Annotated in this window: 16 protein-coding genes; 5 read left to right on the top strand and 11 right to left on the bottom strand. The window is 38.6% G+C overall.

The annotated features are described in order from the left end of the window. A partial coding sequence (gene znuA / locus A3EO_RS0108175; protein ID WP_018346761.1) for a zinc ABC transporter substrate-binding protein ZnuA occupies positions 1–617 on the top strand: 617 nt, incomplete at its 5' end. A gap of 81 nt (positions 618–698) precedes the next feature. Here the strand turns inward: znuA and A3EO_RS0108170 are convergent. The 7 genes from A3EO_RS0108170 to ltnD all read right to left on the bottom strand — a co-directional run bounded on the left by A3EO_RS0108170 (position 699) and on the right by ltnD (position 7,004). Next, a complete protein-coding gene (locus tag A3EO_RS0108170; RefSeq protein WP_018346760.1) occupies positions 699–977 on the bottom strand; it encodes a type II toxin-antitoxin system RelE/ParE family toxin in 279 nt (92 codons plus the stop codon). Positions 978–990: 13 nt separating this feature from the next. Further along, positions 991–1,275 carry a type II toxin-antitoxin system RelB/DinJ family antitoxin gene (locus A3EO_RS0108165; protein ID WP_013745443.1) on the bottom strand — a complete coding sequence of 95 codons (285 nt, stop codon included), beginning with the start codon at positions 1,273–1,275 and terminating at the stop codon, positions 991–993. 186 nt (positions 1,276–1,461) lie between these two features. Further along, positions 1,462–2,826 (bottom strand): hypothetical protein, encoded by a 1,365-nt coding sequence (locus A3EO_RS0108160; protein WP_018346759.1) that lies wholly within the window; start codon positions 2,824–2,826, stop codon positions 1,462–1,464. A gap of 16 nt (positions 2,827–2,842) precedes the next feature. Beyond that, entirely contained in the window at positions 2,843–4,159 is a 1,317-nt protein-coding gene (locus tag A3EO_RS0108155; protein ID WP_018346758.1) for a GntP family permease, read from the bottom strand. Between the two features lie 76 nt (positions 4,160–4,235). Beyond that, on the bottom strand, positions 4,236–4,868 hold the full coding sequence (gene otnC / locus A3EO_RS0108150) for a 3-oxo-tetronate 4-phosphate decarboxylase (RefSeq protein ID WP_018346757.1): 633 nt from the start codon (positions 4,866–4,868) through the stop codon (positions 4,236–4,238). Beyond that, the gene (gene otnK, locus A3EO_RS0108145) at positions 4,865–6,103 is read right to left on the bottom strand and encodes a 3-oxo-tetronate kinase (RefSeq protein WP_018346756.1); all 1,239 of its coding nucleotides are present in this window, start codon (positions 6,101–6,103) and stop codon (positions 4,865–4,867) included. Before otnK ends, otnC begins: the two co-directional genes overlap by 4 nt. A gap of 1 nt (position 6,104) precedes the next feature. Continuing rightward, positions 6,105–7,004 carry an L-threonate dehydrogenase gene (ltnD, locus tag A3EO_RS0108140; RefSeq protein ID WP_018346755.1) on the bottom strand — a complete coding sequence of 300 codons (900 nt, stop codon included), beginning with the start codon at positions 7,002–7,004 and terminating at the stop codon, positions 6,105–6,107. A gap of 241 nt (positions 7,005–7,245) precedes the next feature. Here ltnD and A3EO_RS0108135 point away from each other — a divergent pair, with 241 nt between their 5' ends. Next, positions 7,246–8,010 (top strand): DeoR/GlpR family DNA-binding transcription regulator, encoded by a 765-nt coding sequence (locus tag A3EO_RS0108135; RefSeq protein WP_018346754.1) that lies wholly within the window; start codon positions 7,246–7,248, stop codon positions 8,008–8,010. Here the strand turns inward: A3EO_RS0108135 and A3EO_RS0108130 are convergent. After that, positions 7,990–9,933 carry a DNA topoisomerase III gene (locus A3EO_RS0108130; RefSeq protein WP_018346753.1) on the bottom strand — a complete coding sequence of 648 codons (1,944 nt, stop codon included), beginning with the start codon at positions 9,931–9,933 and terminating at the stop codon, positions 7,990–7,992. The genes A3EO_RS0108135 and A3EO_RS0108130 overlap by 21 nt on opposite strands. A gap of 285 nt (positions 9,934–10,218) precedes the next feature. On the opposite strand from A3EO_RS0108130, the gene A3EO_RS0108125 reads away from it, so the two are divergent. Continuing rightward, on the top strand, positions 10,219–12,540 hold the full coding sequence (locus A3EO_RS0108125) for a YadA-like family protein (RefSeq protein ID WP_018346752.1): 2,322 nt from the start codon (positions 10,219–10,221) through the stop codon (positions 12,538–12,540). A gap of 88 nt (positions 12,541–12,628) precedes the next feature. Continuing rightward, positions 12,629–12,895 (top strand): IS3 family transposase, encoded by a 267-nt coding sequence (locus A3EO_RS13920; protein ID WP_018346751.1) that lies wholly within the window; start codon positions 12,629–12,631, stop codon positions 12,893–12,895. Here A3EO_RS13920 and purA read toward each other — a convergent pair. From purA to hflK, 3 genes are all read right to left on the bottom strand, one after another. Beyond that, a complete protein-coding gene (purA, locus tag A3EO_RS0108115) occupies positions 12,872–14,170 on the bottom strand; it encodes an adenylosuccinate synthase (RefSeq protein ID WP_018346750.1) in 1,299 nt (432 codons plus the stop codon). The two genes, A3EO_RS13920 and purA, sit on opposite strands and share 24 nt — an antisense overlap. Positions 14,171–14,310: 140 nt before the next feature. Further along, positions 14,311–15,204: a protease modulator HflC gene (gene hflC / locus A3EO_RS0108110; RefSeq protein WP_026211059.1), complete on the bottom strand. Its 894-nt coding sequence runs from the start codon at positions 15,202–15,204 to the stop codon at positions 14,311–14,313. Positions 15,205–15,206: 2 nt separating this feature from the next. Beyond that, positions 15,207–16,439, bottom strand: a complete 1,233-nt coding sequence (gene hflK, locus A3EO_RS0108105; protein WP_018346748.1) for an FtsH protease activity modulator HflK — start codon at positions 16,437–16,439, stop codon at positions 15,207–15,209. Positions 16,440–16,669: 230 nt separating this feature from the next. On the opposite strand from hflK, the gene A3EO_RS0108100 reads away from it, so the two are divergent. Then, positions 16,670–17,155 (top strand): DMT family transporter, encoded by a 486-nt coding sequence (locus A3EO_RS0108100; protein WP_018346747.1) that lies wholly within the window; start codon positions 16,670–16,672, stop codon positions 17,153–17,155. Positions 17,156–17,270: the final 115 nt, after the last annotated feature.

The raw sequence follows: 17,270 nt of genomic DNA, 5'->3' as shown, positions 1-17,270 counted from the left end.
ACGACCACGACCACGACCACGACCACGACCACGACCACGACCACGACCACGACCACGACCACGACCACGACCACGACCATCATCACTCAACCAACGAATTAGAGCAAGATTGGCACGTCTGGTTTTCACCGAAAATCAGCGAACAAGTTGCAGAACAATTAGCTCAACAGCTCACTCAACTTTATCCGCAACACCAAGCTAAAATTGCCGCTAACCTCGAAACATTCAAACAACAGTTAACCACAACAAATCAGCAAATTACTCAACAACTTGCCGAATTTAAAGACCAAGGTTTTTATGTTTTCCACGATGCTTATCGTTATTTTGAAAATGCTTACGGATTGCAACAAACTGGTTATTTCACTATTAACCCTTTGATTGCTCCGGGAGCTAAAAAATTAGCAAAAATTAAAGAAGAAATTAATGAACATAAAGTTAAGTGTCTTTTTGCAGAACCACAATTTACCCCGAAAGTGCTTCAAACCTTGCAACAAAGTACAAATGTCAAAATCGGACAATTAGATCCGATGGGTGAAAAAATTGCTTTAGGAAAAGGATCTTACAGCGCATTTTTACAGCAGATTGCTAAGGATTTTTCTGATTGTTTAAAAAATTAAGATAAAATAGGGGTTATCCTTAAAAAGGATAACCCCTAAACCTATTCATATTTTATTAATTTCTTCTAAATATTTAATATATTAACCAAAAATTTCAGAATGTGTATTAATACGAACAAGATAAAGCAGATTATTTTCAATCTTATAAATTAAAACTAAATCATTAAAAATATGACAATCTCTATAACCTACCATTTCTCCAATTAAAGCATGATCTTTATATTTAGCAGGTAAGCTCCTCCCTCTTTGTAATAAATACAATACCTCAATTACCTCCGGAGAAAAAAATTTCTTTTCCCCCAATTTTTTTAGATCTCTTTTAAAATCCTTAGTTAAGGCAATATTAAATAATACTTCCATATAAAAATTCTACTTATTCCTGATTAGATTTTTTTAAGATTTCTTTCATAACATTATTCATGTCAAATGAAGACTCTATAATCTCTACATCACCTTTTTCCACATCAGCCATTGCCCTTAGCGTTACTGCATTAGGTTTTAAATAGGAAAGATCTAAAGGAATAGATTTAGTATTAGCAATTTCTGTCAAAAATAAATTAAACACTTGGGATGGCGTAAAACCATACTGTTCAATCACAGAAAAAGCTTCTTTCTTGAGATGATCTGATAATCGAAAGCTAAAACTTGCATTATTCATAAACTTCCTCTCTCTTCTTGATATACCCTGTTCCTATAAGTATAACTAGAGTTTGTATTTCAATGCAATACAAATTTTCTTAATTTAGAAGATAGCTTCTTTATGAGTTAAAGTTTAAAGATGAGCAAACCTTAAAAAACCTTACCCTTCATATCGATAAGGTAAGGTTTCATCTTCAATACTTAACTAATCAATCATATTATACATTTTATATAACTCTGAAGTTGAAAAATCAAAATCAGATAGTTTAAATACATCTCCCTTTTTCACATCATTTGTTAACTTCTTATTTGACATCAAATAAAATGGTGCTACATCTTCATGTGACTTTATATCAAATAATAGAGGTCTCACATCTTTTATTACATGATGATGTCCTCCCATAGATAATACCTCATCTTTATAAAAATCTCTTTCAGCTTTTCCCCCCATGACTAGTTTTCTTTTTTGCTGAGGGTTTCCTGAAGCTCTATTATGTATAACCGCAGAAAAAATTGAAATTGGAGACTCAACCCCCATTAAATGATATGGAAGAATAATAGCGGCATATTTGTTATTCCTGCTAACAATATGTCCTTTTTCTTTTAATATTTTCCATACTTCTCTGTTATGGCATTCAACTATGACAAACTCACCACCAGCAAAACTAATCTCATTGTTTTTCCTTAAACAATTAAATACTTCAACCACATTATCACTTTCTAAAATACCTCCATCCTTTTTAGGAATAAAAACATCTGCTAATTCGTTAATTCTAATAATAGGATAATGTAATTCCTCCTTATCAATACTTAACCCTAGTGAATTTGCAACAACATTCATCTCACAATAATCTGGAGTTGCGTATTGTGGTAGTGATATTAATTTATTACGTCTATCATCTAAAGTTTTTAAGACATCATCTCCCAATTCATATATATCTGAAAAATCATCGACTCTAACTGATAGATCTAAATACTTTATAATATTATTCTCAGGGTAATAAATAAAATCATATTCACTAGATTTTCCTGCAGCAATTATTTTCAATCCTAAACATGAAATCCATGAATATAAATTAATTAAGTTACTAGGTTGATCACCATCAATTGTAGTATAGGTAACTCCATAGTCATTAGCTAATTTTGCTAGATATGGACCAACAACAGATTCTGTTTCTTTTGAAACCATTCCTACATGTTGTTTATTAATAATTGCTTTTTTAGCAATTTCGGCTCCAAGTTCTGGATTTCCTGTTGATTCAATTAACATATCTACAGGACTATATGGTAGTAAATATGGATTATTTATAATTGCTATACATTTTCTCTCTATAGCAGCTTCTATTTCATCTACCGAATGGCAGACTTTAAGAGATTTTTCAGGATATCCTAAAGATAATAATATTGATATAGTTTTATTTAAATCAATATCACAAACAACGGACACATTTAATTTATCTATCATTCCACATTGAGCTAAAAGAGAATATCCAAAACCGCCATTAGATCCTAAAATAGATATTTTAATTTCATTAATAGCATCAAAATTAAATAATTGATTATAATACATAATTAAAGTTCTCCTTTTAAATAAGTTCAAACATATCTAAAATTAATACAATAATACCCGATGTAAATCCACTAATAGCAGTTGCTACTCCTACAGATTTAAGTCCTTGAGCTAAATTCATATTAGATAAACTTACAGTAACCCAAAAACCACTAGAATTAGAATGTTTAAAAATTTGAGCCCCAGTTGCACAAGCTAGATAAGCAGCTAATGGAGAAAGATTTAAACTTCCCATCATTGGTTCAATAATAGCCGCTCCAGTCAATACTCCTAAAGTATTTGAACCAGTAATAGTATTTACTAGTGCTGCAATAGTGAAAGGAATTAATACAGATGGAATATTTAAATGAGAAATACTATTAGCTATACTTTCAGCTACTTTTGTATCTTTAATAATTAAAGCCAAACTACCACCGAGTCCAGTAACAATTATTGGCATTGCTGCTAATCTTAGTCCAGTTTCAACCCAATCATTAAGTACTTCTTTTGTTCTCCATTTTCTACCTGTAAGAGATAATGAATATGTAATAGCAATAAGCATCGCCACTATAGGATTACCTAAAACTAAAATAAAAGATTTTAATGTTGCATTCATTTCTACATTTTTAAATAATGAACTTAACATAATTAATAGAATAGGTAATATAATTGGAGCCATTGATTGAATAAGACTTAATTTACTATCCTCATTACTTTTTGCTAAAAACTCTTCTTTTGGTTCAACAGGAATATTTAAATATTTGCAATATAGAGTCCCTGCAAAAATTCCTGGTATAGATATTAAAATCCCCCACAAAATAGCTTGCGATAAATCTAAATTAAGAAATGCTGCAGCTGCTAATGGACCTGGTGTTGGAGGAACAGCAGAAGCGGTAACATAAGCTCCCAAATATAGTACCGTACCATATTGAGCCATTGACGCTCCTGTTTGCAGTGCTAAATTAGAAATAATTGGTATCAATACAATTACTATTGTATCTGCTAAAATAGGAATACCTAAAATTGCTGAGGCTACAGCGATTGCCCATATTGCATGTTTTTTACCAAAAACATTATACATAAAGTTTGTAATTTTTATTGCTGCTCCCGTACCCTCTAATAATTTTCCTAATACACAACCAAGGAAAAATAATAAACCTACTTTCCCAATAGTGTCACCAAAACCTTTATTTAGTAGTGACATAGTTTTTTCTCCAGATAATCCTATTGATAAACCTAGAGCAATGACTACTAATAATAAGGTTATTGCAGGGTGAACATTCCATTTTGAGATCATCAAAATCATAATTGCAATGGCTACAACAAATACTGCCAATATGTAAATGTCGTACATAGTTTTTTCTCCTAAATTCAAATTAAAGAATTACTCATAAAATAAATTACTATTTCTTGTTAAACCTCAAATTTCCCTATTTCCCCCTATTTTTTAAATCATTAATTTCATCATCTGAGAGATAACGAATATTCTGTCCTTGTAAAATAAACATTAACTTCGCTGTTTCTTCCAATTCTTCGCTATTATCCACGGCATCTCGTAAATCACTGCCACAAACCACCACACCGTGATTTGCCAGTAAAAATGCTTTGCTCTCTTGCGCTTTTGCCGCTAAATCCCGACCGATTTCCGCTGCGCCCGGTCGATAATAAGGAATCACCGGTAAACGACCGACACGCATCACATAATAAGGCGTAAAGGCTTTGATGGCATTGTCATAGTCCAAATCCGCCTTGCACGACAACGCAGTCAAATAGGTGGAATGAAGATGAACAATCGCATTACATTCCGGTTTTTCGCGATAAAGTGCTAAGTGGAAGAAATACTCTTTAGAAGGTTTTTTACCGCTCAACACATTGCCTTCAGCATCAATCACTGAAAGTTCTTCCTCTTTTAAGCGCCCTAAAGAGGAGCCGGTCGGTGTGACTAAAAAGCGGTTATCATCCAACTTCACTGAGATATTGCCGGCGCCGCCTACGCTAAAACCACGTTCAAATAACGAACGTGAAAGCTGCACTAATTGTGTTTTAAGTTCTTGTTCCGTCATTGCATCATCTCCTGAGCTTGGCTAAAAAAGGCTTCCTGACCGAAATTACCGGATTTCAATGCAAGATAAACCGGTGCATCCAACACGCCCAACCAAGGCACGCCCGGTGCAATCTGTTTGCCGATATTGAAACCTTTAAAGCCCAATTTTTGTACAACAATACTGGACGTTTCGCCGCCGGCAGTAATAAAGTTGGTCACGCCATAATTGCGTAATCTTGCCGCTAATTGGGCAAAGGTCTGTTCAATCGCCTGACTGGCGGTTTCCGCACCGAACTGTTGTTGGATCTGTTTTAATTTTTCCGGAGCAACAGTGGCATAAACGAGCGGCGCTTGTGTATCATCCAAATGTTCAACCACCCAATCAAAAAGTTGTTCAACATAATTGTCATTGCTTAATGCCTGCTCCACATCGAGCCATTGCGTTGCCGCTTTTGTTTGATAATAAGCCACCTGTTTATTGGTCATCACCGAGCAAGAACCGGATAAAATCACCGTTTTTCCTTTCGGTGGCACAAATGCCTGGTGTGTTTTGCCTTGTGCCTGATGTTGTGCCAAATACGCCGCCAAACCGGAACCGCCGGTAACCAGTTTCATATCGGCAACTGCTTCCGCCAACACCGCTAATTGCGAATTATCGACCGCATCAACCACGGCATAACGGAAACCTTGCTGTTGTAACTGTTGGAAACAACGTTTGACATTATCTGCTCCCTTGATCACGTCGGCATAAGGCACTAACCCAGTTTTCCCTTGTGCTTGACGATCCATCAAACGCATCAAATTTGCATCCGTCATCGGCGTAATCGGATGGTTCTGCATTCCTGACTCATTCAATAACACCTGACCAACAAAAAGATAACCATTAAAAATGGTACGACCGTTAACCGGTAATGCCGGTGTAATAATGGTGAACTTTTCACCCAACGCATCTAATAAAGCGTCTGTTACCGGTCCGATATTGCCTTGTGCTGTGCTGTCGAAAGTGGAGCAATATTTGAAATAGAATTGCGTTGCGCCATTATTTTGTAGCCAATGTAACGCTTCTAAAGATTGTTGTACTGCCTCTTGTACCGGATTGGAACGTGATTTCAAGCTAATCACAATCGCATCCGTTTCCTGTTCCAATGCTGTCTGCGGTACGCCGTTCATTTGTACGGTACGCAAGCCGTTCTCCACCAAAAAACTGGCAATATCACTTGCGCCGGTAAAATCGTCTGCAATGACTCCTAACATCTTACTTCTCCTGTTTCTGTGGTAATTCAACGCCGCTGAAAATCTTAATCACCGCACTATCATCCTGTTTGCCGTAACCGGCATTGCTGGCTTCAGTAAACATACTATAAGCAGTGCTTGCCAAATGGAGTGGGAATTTCAAAGATTTGGCGGTGTCATTGACCAAGCCTAAATCCTTCACAAAAATATCCACCATTGATAACGGGCTGTAATCGCCTTCCACAACGTGTTTCATCCGGTTTTCAAACATCCACGAATTACCGGCGGCGTGAGTCACAACGTCATACATTAACTCAAGCGGAATACCGGCTTTCGCAGCCAATGCCATCGCTTCTGCACCTGCTGCAATATGCACACCGGCTAATAATTGGTGAATAATTTTCACTGTTGCACCTAAACCGATCTCTTCACCAATGTTGTAAACCTTGCTGGCGGTCGCATCCAACACCGGTTGTAACGCTGCAAATGCCTCTTTGGAACCGGCAGCCATTACTGTCATTTCACCAATCGCCGCTTTTGCTGCACCACCGGAAACCGGCGCATCCAACATTAATAAGCCTAGTTTTGTTAATTTTTGTGAAATTTCTTTTGCATCTTGTGCTGAAATGGTTGAAGAAACCATCACCGCAGTACCTGGTTTTAATTGTGCCGCTAAGCCGTTATCACCGAACAACACTTGATTAACCTGTTTGGCATTCACCACCAATAACACAACTGCATTCAATTTATCGGCAAACTCACCGGCATTCTTCGCCACGCCTTTTGCACCGGCATTTTTAAGTTTTTCAAGTAATTTATCATCTAAATCAACACCATAAGTATCTAAGCCTGCTTTAACACAAGATAAAGCTGCGCCCATTCCCATTGCACCCAAGCCAACAACGGCTACTGAATATGTCATTTTTAATCTCCTTAGTTGTTTATTTTTTGATGTCAGTATATTAAGCGATTTCAAACTTAAATAATGCGATCTGGATCACATTATTTAACAAATATTCACATAACTATGTTTTATTTTGTTAAAAAGGATTTCCATAACTGTTGAATAAAGCGCATCTCTATGTTTTTATTAAAAATAAATCTTATTGGATCAAACAAATGTTCAACGTTATAATTTGAAAAAAAGCAATTAGGACAACAAAATGATTCCCGCAGAACGACAAAAACGCATCCTAAATATCGTCAGTGAACAGAATATTGTCAGTATTAATACCTTGATGGAAATGCTTGGTGTTTCCCATATGACGATTCGTCGTGATATTCAAAAATTGGAAGAAAAAGGTGAGGTGGTTTCTGTTTCCGGCGGTGTGCAGATTCAAGAAAAACTGGCATTTGAGCCGACTCACACCGCTAAATCGCTGCTGTTTCAGGCACAAAAAGAGCAAATCGGCTTGTGTGCTGCAAAACGCATTCCGGAAAATGCCACTATCTATCTTGATGCCGGTACAACCACGTTAGAAATTGCCCGCCATATTGCTGATCGGCAAGATCTGTTAATTATTACCAATGATTTCGCGGTAGCAGATTTTTTAATCAATCACAGTCAAGCTGAATTAATTCATACCGGCGGAAAAATCAATAAATTAAATCGTTCTGCAGTCGGTGAATTGGCTGCACAATTTCTGCGAAACATTTCGATTGATCTTGCTTTTGTATCGACTTCTTCGTGGAGTTTAAAAGGTCTTACCACACCGGATGAGAGCAAACTGGCAGTTAAACGTGCAATTTTGGCATCAAGTCGCCACAAAACGTTAGTTAGCGATTCCTCAAAATACGGTAAATTGGCAACCTTTTGGATCTGTGAATTAACCGCCTTTGATAGTTTGATCACTGATGATCAGTTGCCGGACAATATCCAAAAAGCAATTAAAACGATGGATATTGAGTTAGTTTTGGCTGGCAGTTGAACTGCGGCGAGTAAAACGTTTTTTGCTGTGCTGTTGTTGTGGCACATTGCGTAACGACATCAGTTTTTGCAGATCGATCTGCTGAATTAATTGCGGCAGCTGTGCCGTCAACTGCTGCATAAAAGCTTGATAACTCAATTTTTTTCGGTAAATTTGCTCCAGCTGCTGCTCCCAATGTGCTGTCATATCAGGTTGTGTCGCAATATCAGGCAATGCTCCGATTAAAATTCGCCCAGCTTCAGTGCTATGAATTTGTCGCCCTTTTTTAGTTAAAAAACCACGCTTGAACAATAATTCAATAATACCAGCGCGCGTAGCTTCCGTGCCTAAACCATCTGTTTCTCTTAAAACTTTTTTCAGGGCCTTATCTTGCACAAATCGGGCAATACCGGTCATCGCTGACAATAGGGTTGCATCGGTAAAATGCATTGGCGGTTGTGTTTTTTTGCTCAACACCTCCGCGCCCGAGCAGTAGAGTTCATCACCTTTTTTTACCACTGGTAATGCACTTATATTTGACTGCGGATCAGCATCTTCCTTACCTTGTAGTTTTGTCCAACCAGCATTTGCCAATCCTCGTGTTTGTGCAATAAAAGTACCGTTATCTATTGATAACTGAATCTTTGTTTTATGGTATTCCGCATCCGGATAAAATTGCATTAAATATTGACGAACAACCAACTGATAAATCTTCTGCTCTTCACTGTTTAAACGCAAACCCTGTTTAGCTGTCGGTATAATAGCGTGGTGAGCTTCAACTTGTTTATCATTCCAACAGCGATTTTTTTGTGTAGGATCAAACCCCTCTACAAAGGATTGATATTGCTGACAATTATTAGAAATCGCTACAAAAATTTTCTCACGATCCACAAAATGCTCTTCCGGCAAATAACGACAATCCGAACGAGGATAAGTAATAGCTTTATGTGTTTCATATAAACGTTGACAAATATCCAACACCTGTTGAGCGGACATTCCATACATTCGAGCAGCATCAATCTGCAACGCAGACAGAGAATAAGGCAAAGGTGCAGTTTCTTTTTCAGTTTTATTTTGAAAATCTGTTACTAATGCAGGTTTCCCACTCACTTTTTTGACCACGTGTTCCGCCAATGCTTTCGACAAAATTCGTCCTTCTTCATCTTGATAAGGTTCACAAGCCTCACTCGGTTTCCAGAGTGCTTTAAATGGGTAACCCTTCAACTGAGGATTATCAGCAACCGTTTCAACAGAATGATGAATGATTGCTTGAACTTCAAAAAAATCTTTTGGTACAAAATGTTCAATTTCCAAATCACGGCGTACAATTAAACCTAATACTGGCGTTTGCACACGACCAACTGACAATACCCCTTGATAACCAACCTGTTGCCCCCTCAAAGTATAAGCACGCGTCATATTGATACCATAAAGCCAATCTGCGCGTGTGCGTGCCAATGCGGAAATAGTTAAGAATTTAAAATCTTGATTTGATTGTAACTTATTTACCGCTTTGCTCACTGCCGCCGGATTTAAATCATTGATTAAACACCGCTGAATTGTAGCAATCTTTTCTTTTGGTAACTTAAAATAAGCAAATAGCTCATCAACTAATAACTGCCCCTCCCGATCTGGGTCGCCGGTATGCACAATAATATCTGCTTGTTTTAATAGTTGTTTAATAACGGCAAGTTGTTTAGCTGTTGATTTTTTAGCTAAAAACTGCCACTGCTGTGGAATGATTGGCAAATGATCTAAACGCCATTGTTTAAATGTCGGATTATAAGCATCCGGCTCTGCCAGCTCCAATAAATGTCCGACACACCAAGTAACATAATCATTCTCACCACAACGAATAAAACCATCATTACGGTGGCGGGGTTTAGGCAATACATCAGCGATGGCACGAGCTAAACTTGGTTTTTCTGCAATAAAAAGGCGCATAACAATAATAAAAACAAAAAAATAATAACTATTGTAGTAAAGTAAAAGACTTTTTTGTAGCCTAAAAAGTGGATGAAAACTTATGATAAAAATCAAACAAACGAACCATTTATTTTATAAAAACAACAAAATTAACTTAAATAAATTTAAATTTGGAGTAGAATGACTAAATTAATTTAGGATTATTAGTACTTTATAGTAACCAAATGCTTTATTTTATAAAACAAAAGTAAGACGTTTAATGTAAATAATTTTACAATAACATTTATTTGTAAGGTATAGATAATGAGTAATAATGCGCGGAAATTGATAGCCTCTGCCGTAACAGCAGGATTTGTGTTTGTAGGGGTTGATGCTATGGCGGCGGATCCAGTGTTAAGTGGTACCGTTACTAATGGTGGGCAAGCCATCGGTGCAGGTTCACAAGCTAGTAGTGATGGTGCTTTAGCAGTGGGAAGAAATGCTAAAGCTACTGGCTATATTGCTACAGCTGTTGGTTATGCTACAGCTAGTGGTCTGTACAGCTTTGCTGGAGGGGTAAATGCAGAGGCAACTCATAATAACACCACCGCATTAGGTCATGATGCAAAGGCAACAGGAGCAGAATCGACTGCCATTGGTAATGATGCTAAGGCAGAAAACGATAGTACCGTAGCTATTGGTGATAGGGCTAAATCCAAAGGCATCTGGGGCGTTGCCTTAGGTTCAAACTCCAGAGCTTATGCAGACTGGAGTGTTTCACTTGGTGGTAATTCAGCAGCACATGGTAGTCAGAGTACAGCACTAGGTTATATGGCTAGCGTGGAGGAAAATGGTGGCATGTCGGTAGCACTAGGTGCTTGGTCTTATGTTAAATCTAGCGATGGTAATGTAGTTAGCGTCGGCAGTGATAATTTGAAACGTAAGATTATCAATGTAGCAAATGGTACAGCTGATAATGATGCAGTCAATAAAAGTCAATTAGATGCAGTAGAAGCAAAAATTAATAATAAGGTAGATGCAGTAGAAGCAAAAATTAATAATAAAGTGGATAAAGGAACCGTTGGTCCTAATGGGGGACAGGCTATAGGTGCGGGCTCTAAGGCTAATGGTGCAGGTGCTTTGGCACTTGGTAATGCTTCTGAAGCAGATGGCTATATTGCAACCGCAGTAGGCTATGCTCATGCCCTTGATACGTATGCCGTTGCTATGGGTGTCAATGCCTATGCCTACAATGCGAATGGCATTGCCATTGGTACATTAGCAAAAGCAGGTGCAACTAATGAGGACTATGCTAATGCGGATATCTTTGATCGCATTGACCCTGAAACAGGTAAACCTTTATATAATGTTTCCCCTGGTGGCGATCCACGTAACGTTCGCTCAGGCGCTATTGCTATCGGCAACTCAGCAGAGGCTGTAGGGTATCGTAATACTGTTATTGGCGAAGACGCAAAGGCGGGTATTATTATAGAGCGTGATGACTACAATCATCCAAATAAATTTGGCTTAGGTGCTGTGGGGGCAACGGCTATCGGTGCAGCTGCTATCGCTGGTGGTTCACAGGCTACTGTTGTTGGTAATGGTGCGGTTGCGGAAGGAAAACTCAGTGTGGGAATGGGAACTCGCAGTTATACAACTGGCAAAGCGGATACGGCTGTTGGAACTTACTCTGTGGTAACAGAAGATAGTGCAGTAGCACTTGGTGCATATGCTCGTGCAGATCATAAAAATTCTGTTGCTTTAGGAAACAGTTCAATTACCGAAGATGTTAAAGCAACTGCTTCTACAACCATTAATGGTAAAGAATATACGTTTGCAGGTGGCGATCAATCGCAAGTGGTAGGAACCGTTAGTATTGGTGGAAAAGGCGTTGTTGGTTATACCGATACTACCAATGAAGGGCATTGGAATGATCCTGCTCATTATACGAATGGTAATGGTCGTACCGATATGGATAATGCCATCTATCGTACTATCACCAATGTCGCAGCTGGTCGTATTAACGCAGATAGTACCGATGCAATTAATGGTAGCCAGTTATACGCTGTTATGGGTGCAACTGAAGAGAACAGAAAACTTATTGAAAATAATGCCATCAATCTTGCACAAACTGATCACCGTATAAATCGCCGTATAGACAGTGTCGAAGAAGAATCTCGTGCAGGTGATGCGATGAACAGAAAACTTATTGAAAATAATACCTTCAAGCTTGCACAAACTGATCGCCGTATAAATCGCCGTATAGACAGTGTCGAAGAAGAATCTCGTGCAGGTGATGCGATGAATGCTGCATTAGCCGCATTAAAACCATTGCAATATGATCCTAATGAGAAATTTCAAGTGATGGTAGGTACTGGGCGTTTTAAAGACAAACAAGGATTTGCGTTGGGTGTGGCTCATCATATCAACGAGAACTTGTTGTTAAATGCTGGGGCAGCTTATTCAGGCAGTAAGTATAAAATATGGAATGCAGGTATCACTTATCGCTTTGGTTCATCAAACCAAAAAGCGCCTGTTATCAAGGTATCTAATGATGAACAACGCATTCGTTCTCTTGAGCAAGAAAATATGATGCTAAAACAACGTTTAGCAGCGATTGAAGCGAAACTATCTAAATTAAAATAAAGAGTATTAAGCCAAATAAAAAGACTTAACGCTGATCTGCACCCCTAAAGTTGGAACTATTATCCAACAACAGAGGTGCAGATTTTTTATGACCAAATACAACCAAAAATTTAAACAACAAGTTGTACATTTCTACTTTCAACAAGACGAAAGTCTTTCTTTAACCTGTCATACATTACTAGAATTTATTATTAAAGAATATGTTCGTTATTACAAACAGGGCAGAATACAATTAAAATTAAATGGACTGAATCCTGTTCGATACAGAATTCAGTCCTTAAATGAGCATCCAACTTTTCAGGGTCAGATTACTTTTCAGCCAAACAAAAAATTATGCAGCAAACGGATCTTGTAAAATCATTGTTTGAACACGATCTGGGCCTGTTGATAGAATCGCAATCGGCACACCGGTAACTTCTTCAATACGTTTGATGTATTTACGTGCATTTTCAGGCAGTTGATTAAAATCGGTAACACCGAAAGTATTCTCTGACCAACCTGGTAAAGTTTCATAAACCGGCTCAACCCCTTCCCATTTTTCCGCAGCTAATGGTGCGTATTCAAGGATTTCACCATTTGGCATTTTATATGCAACACAAATTTTAATTTCTTTAAATCCATCTAATACATCAAGTTTGGTCATACAAAAACCGGAAATAGAATTTAATTGAATGGCACGACGAACTGCCACCGCATCAAACCAACCACAACGGCGAGGGCGACCGGTTACTGCTCCAAATTCATTTCCTTTACGTGCAATTTCCATACCAACTTCATCAAACAATTCTGTTGTAAATGGCCCACCACCAACACGAGTGCAATAGGCTTTGATAATTCCCAATACATAATCAAGATTACGCGGCCCGAAACCTGAACCAGTTGCTACACCGCCGGCAGTAGTATTTGAACTGGTAACATATGGATAAGTACCGTGGTCAATATCCAACATTGTACCTTGTGCACCTTCAAACAGAATATTGTCACCTCTTGCTCTCGCTTGATGCAAAATAGTAGTTACATCTGCCACCATAGCCTTGATAATATCAGCAACTGCTTGAATATCCGCAAGCGTTTTATCATAATCGACCGGTTCAACTTTGTAGTAATGCACTAATTGGAAATTGTAGTAATCCAAAACATTTTTTAATTTTTCCGCAAATACTTGCATATTGAATAAATCGCCAACACGTAAACCACGGCGAGCAACTTTATCTTCATAAGCCGGTCCAATACCACGCCCAGTTGTACCAATTGCTTTTTTACCCAATGCTGCTTCACGTGCGTGATCCATCGCTACGTGATAAGGTAAAATTAACGGACAAGCTTCAGAAATTAACAAGCGGTTACGAACATCCACACCTTTAGATTCCAATTCCCCCATTTCCTGCATTAATGCAGAAGGCGATAGCACCACGCCGTTACCAATCATACAAGTTACATTTTGACGCAAAATGCCTGATGGAATAAGGCGTAATACTGTTTTTTCGCCATTAATAATTAAAGTATGCCCTGCATTGTGTCCACCTTGATAACGAACAACATACTTCACACGATCTGTTAAAAGATCAACCACTTTACCTTTGCCTTCATCGCCCCATTGAGCACCGAGGACTGCTACACTTTTTCCCATAATTTTACCTTTAGGTTCTCTATTTCAGTTTAAAAAAATCTATCCTAGCCAAGAAAATACTTTACTACCAGATACATAAAATGCCAAACCAATCTTTTTCTGAATTCAACATAAGAAAAGCCTCTATTGAGGCTTTTCGGTTACTTCTGTCCTTGTGGACGTTGCATAAATTGGAAGAATTCACTGTCCGGTTTCAAAATCATCATATTATCAGACTGTGCGAAACTCTTTTCATAGGCTTTTAAGCTACGAATAAAGTTATAAAATTCAGGTGCTTGCCCGAAGCTATCAGCATAAACTTTCGCTGCAACCGCATCACCTTCCCCACGTAATTCCTGCGCTTTACGGTTAGCATTTGCCAAAATCACGGTGACTTTGCGATCCACATCTGCCTGAATAAATGCTGCTTTTTCACGACCTTGCGAACGGTGTTCACGTGCCACAGCATCGCGTTCTGCACGCATACGTTGATAAATAGATGAAGAAACTTCGACCGGCAAATTGATCTGTTTAATCCGCACATCAACCACTTCAATCCCCAATTCTGAAGTACTTTCCGCACCGGTATTTAACGCTTTTTTCGCATCTAACATCAATTCGCCACGTGTTCCGGAAACAATATCCTTAATAGTACGCGAACCGATTTCAGAACGTAAACGGTCATTGACTTTGCGTCTTAACAGACTGTCCGCACGCAAATAATCACCACCACCGGTTGAGGTATAGAATTTACCGAAATCAGCGATACGCCATTTCACATAAGAATCAACCAACAAATCCTTTTTCTCAACGGTAACAAAACGATCCGCCTGACCGTCCAACGTTTGAATACGGGCATTTAAAATATTAATTCCGTCAATAAATGGAATTTTAAAATGTAACCCGGGGCTATACACCACCACTTTATTGTCCGCATCACGCTGCACTTTACCAAAACGCAACATAATACCTCTTGTGCCTTCCGGTACTACAATAATGCTGGCGTAAACAATCACCGCAATCACTACCAAAACAGGAATTAGAAACTTACGCATCATTAAAATCTCCCTTGACGATCAGCATCAATAGTTGGCTCTTTTACTTGAGTATTGCTTGGCGCTTTAGGCATCTCTAACGGCGTTTTAGCTGACTCACTTTTACCATTGCTTACAGGAGTTTCTGTTGTTGTCTTACCTTTTTTCAATAATTGCTCTAATGGCAACACAGTTAAGTTATTTCCATTATTATCCAGTAAAACTTTTGGCGTATTTGCCATCACTTTTTCCATTGATTCCAAATACAAACGATCTTTCAACAATTCAGGATTTGCCTTAAATTCCGGCAATAATTTCGCAAAACGTTCTGCTTCCCCTTTGGCATCCAACACCACCTGCTCTTTGTAGGCAGTCGCCTGTTCTACGATACGTTGAGCATTACCGCGCGCAATCGGCTCACGCTCTCTGGCATAAGCTTCCGCTTCACGAATTAAACGTTGCTCATCTTCCTGTGCTTTAATCGCATCATCAAATGCATCTTTTACCTCTTCCGGCGGACGCGCTGATTGGAAGTTAACATCGATCACTTCCAAGCCCATATTGTAAGGCTTAATAATGTCATTCAATGATTTCCAAGTCCGCTCACGCACTACAGAACGACCGGTTGTAAGAATATTATCCATCGTCATATGACCGATAACATAGCGCAACGCACTGTCTGTCGCTTGACTTAAACTGTCTTGCGGATCAACCACATTGAAAAGATAACGTGCCGGATCTTGAATACGATATTGCACCGTCATCTCAACCGTTACCATATTTTCATCTTGCGTCAACATTGAACCTTGCGTTTTCAACTCGCTGATACGCTCCACATTCACCGGAATCACGCTATCAATAAAAGTCGGCTTCCAGTTCAAACCGGGCTGAACGATTTTTTCCAATTTACCGAAACGCAACACCACGCCACGTTCCGCTTCTTTGATGGTATAAAATCCGGAAACCACCCAAACGATCACCGCAACAAGCAGCACAAAGATAGCCAATTTACCGAAACCTTTAGAAGAGATTGCCGCACCGGAAGGGCGTTGTGGATTATTGTTTCCTTGTCCGCCGCCTTGATTCAGTTTATTGAAAAATTTTGATAATTCTTCAAGCAGATCGGGAGGATTATCACTATTTTGTTGTTGATTTGGTTTTTGATCCTGTCCGGATGCACCATTACCTTTGTCATCTTTTTTATCCGAACTTCCCGGTTTTGACCAAGGGTCTTGCCCTGAATCATTCCACGACATATTTTTCTCCATTTAAAAACTGTTGATGGGTGCTTAATTTATCACACTTTTGCCGTCTTCATTGCGAAAAGGCAAAAAATCGCAGCAAAAATACAATTTTCGCAAGGCGTTCAGTCTAAACAAAATCCGCTGATAAGTCTAACAAAATTCCCTAACTTATTGCCGGGCTTGCAGCAAATTTAAGCTCAGATTTATAATGCTGCTCCTAGTAAATTTATATTGTTGTCATTATGTTGGCTTTATTTATCGCAATCGCCATTTGGGGCAGCTCATTGCCAATCGGCAAACTGGCTTACAACTCTTTTGAACCGGTGATCTTAGTACAGTTCCGTTTTTGTATCGCCGCATTAATTGTGTTGCCGACCTTTATCCGTTTTTATCGTTATATTGCCCCTCACCATTATAAGCGCTTGGCATTGCTCTCTTTTCTCAACTACCCGGTCGTGTTTCTATTGCAGTTTGTCGGCTTAAAATATACTTCCGCCTCCAGTGCAGTAACAATGCTCGGTTTGCAACCCTTGATTATGGTGTTTGTCGGCGATCTCTTTTTTAAAGAAAAAGCTGCAAAATTTGACTATTTTCTCGGGCTGCTCGCATTTATCGGTATTGCCTTAGTGGTGAGCGATGATGATCCGAACAGTCAAATTGTGATCTGCACCCCAAAAGTTGGACTTATTATCCAACAACATACAAAGGTGCAGATTTTTTATGACTAAATATAACCAAACATTTAAACAACAAGTGGTAGATTTCTACTTTCAACACGAGGAAAACCTTTCTTTAACCTGTCGTACATTTACCGTGTCTAAACGCACATTAAGGCGTTGGATT

Origin of the sequence: Gallibacterium anatis DSM 16844 = F 149, from assembly GCF_000379785.1 — a bacterium.
Classification (GTDB): Bacteria; Pseudomonadota; Gammaproteobacteria; order Enterobacterales; family Pasteurellaceae; genus Gallibacterium; species Gallibacterium anatis.
The sequence above is the reverse complement of the archived record's forward strand: the minus strand, read 5'-3'. Positions and strand labels throughout refer to the sequence as shown.

What these genes read in the sequence shown, in the direction of transcription:
- A3EO_RS0108135 (WP_018346754.1), top strand. Translation starts at nt 7,246, where the DNA reads ATGATTCCCGCAGAACGACAAAAACGCATCCTAAATATCGTCAGTGAA.
- A3EO_RS0108165 (WP_013745443.1), bottom strand. Translation starts at nt 1,275, where the DNA reads ATGAATAATGCAAGTTTTAGCTTTCGATTATCAGATCATCTCAAGAAA.
- A3EO_RS0108170 (WP_018346760.1), bottom strand. Translation starts at nt 977, where the DNA reads ATGGAAGTATTATTTAATATTGCCTTAACTAAGGATTTTAAAAGAGAT.
- purA (WP_018346750.1), bottom strand. Translation starts at nt 14,170, where the DNA reads ATGGGAAAAAGTGTAGCAGTCCTCGGTGCTCAATGGGGCGATGAAGGC.
- A3EO_RS0108100 (WP_018346747.1), top strand. Translation starts at nt 16,670, where the DNA reads ATGTTGGCTTTATTTATCGCAATCGCCATTTGGGGCAGCTCATTGCCA.
- otnK (WP_018346756.1), bottom strand. Translation starts at nt 6,103, where the DNA reads ATGTTAGGAGTCATTGCAGACGATTTTACCGGCGCAAGTGATATTGCC.
- hflC (WP_026211059.1), bottom strand. Translation starts at nt 15,204, where the DNA reads ATGCGTAAGTTTCTAATTCCTGTTTTGGTAGTGATTGCGGTGATTGTT.
- otnC (WP_018346757.1), bottom strand. Translation starts at nt 4,868, where the DNA reads ATGACGGAACAAGAACTTAAAACACAATTAGTGCAGCTTTCACGTTCG.
- hflK (WP_018346748.1), bottom strand. Translation starts at nt 16,439, where the DNA reads ATGTCGTGGAATGATTCAGGGCAAGACCCTTGGTCAAAACCGGGAAGT.
- A3EO_RS0108155 (WP_018346758.1), bottom strand. Translation starts at nt 4,159, where the DNA reads ATGTACGACATTTACATATTGGCAGTATTTGTTGTAGCCATTGCAATT.
- A3EO_RS0108160 (WP_018346759.1), bottom strand. Translation starts at nt 2,826, where the DNA reads ATGTATTATAATCAATTATTTAATTTTGATGCTATTAATGAAATTAAA.
- A3EO_RS0108130 (WP_018346753.1), bottom strand. Translation starts at nt 9,933, where the DNA reads ATGCGCCTTTTTATTGCAGAAAAACCAAGTTTAGCTCGTGCCATCGCT.
- A3EO_RS13920 (WP_018346751.1), top strand. Translation starts at nt 12,629, where the DNA reads ATGACCAAATACAACCAAAAATTTAAACAACAAGTTGTACATTTCTAC.
- ltnD (WP_018346755.1), bottom strand. Translation starts at nt 7,004, where the DNA reads ATGACATATTCAGTAGCCGTTGTTGGCTTGGGTGCAATGGGAATGGGC.
- A3EO_RS0108125 (WP_018346752.1), top strand. Translation starts at nt 10,219, where the DNA reads ATGAGTAATAATGCGCGGAAATTGATAGCCTCTGCCGTAACAGCAGGA.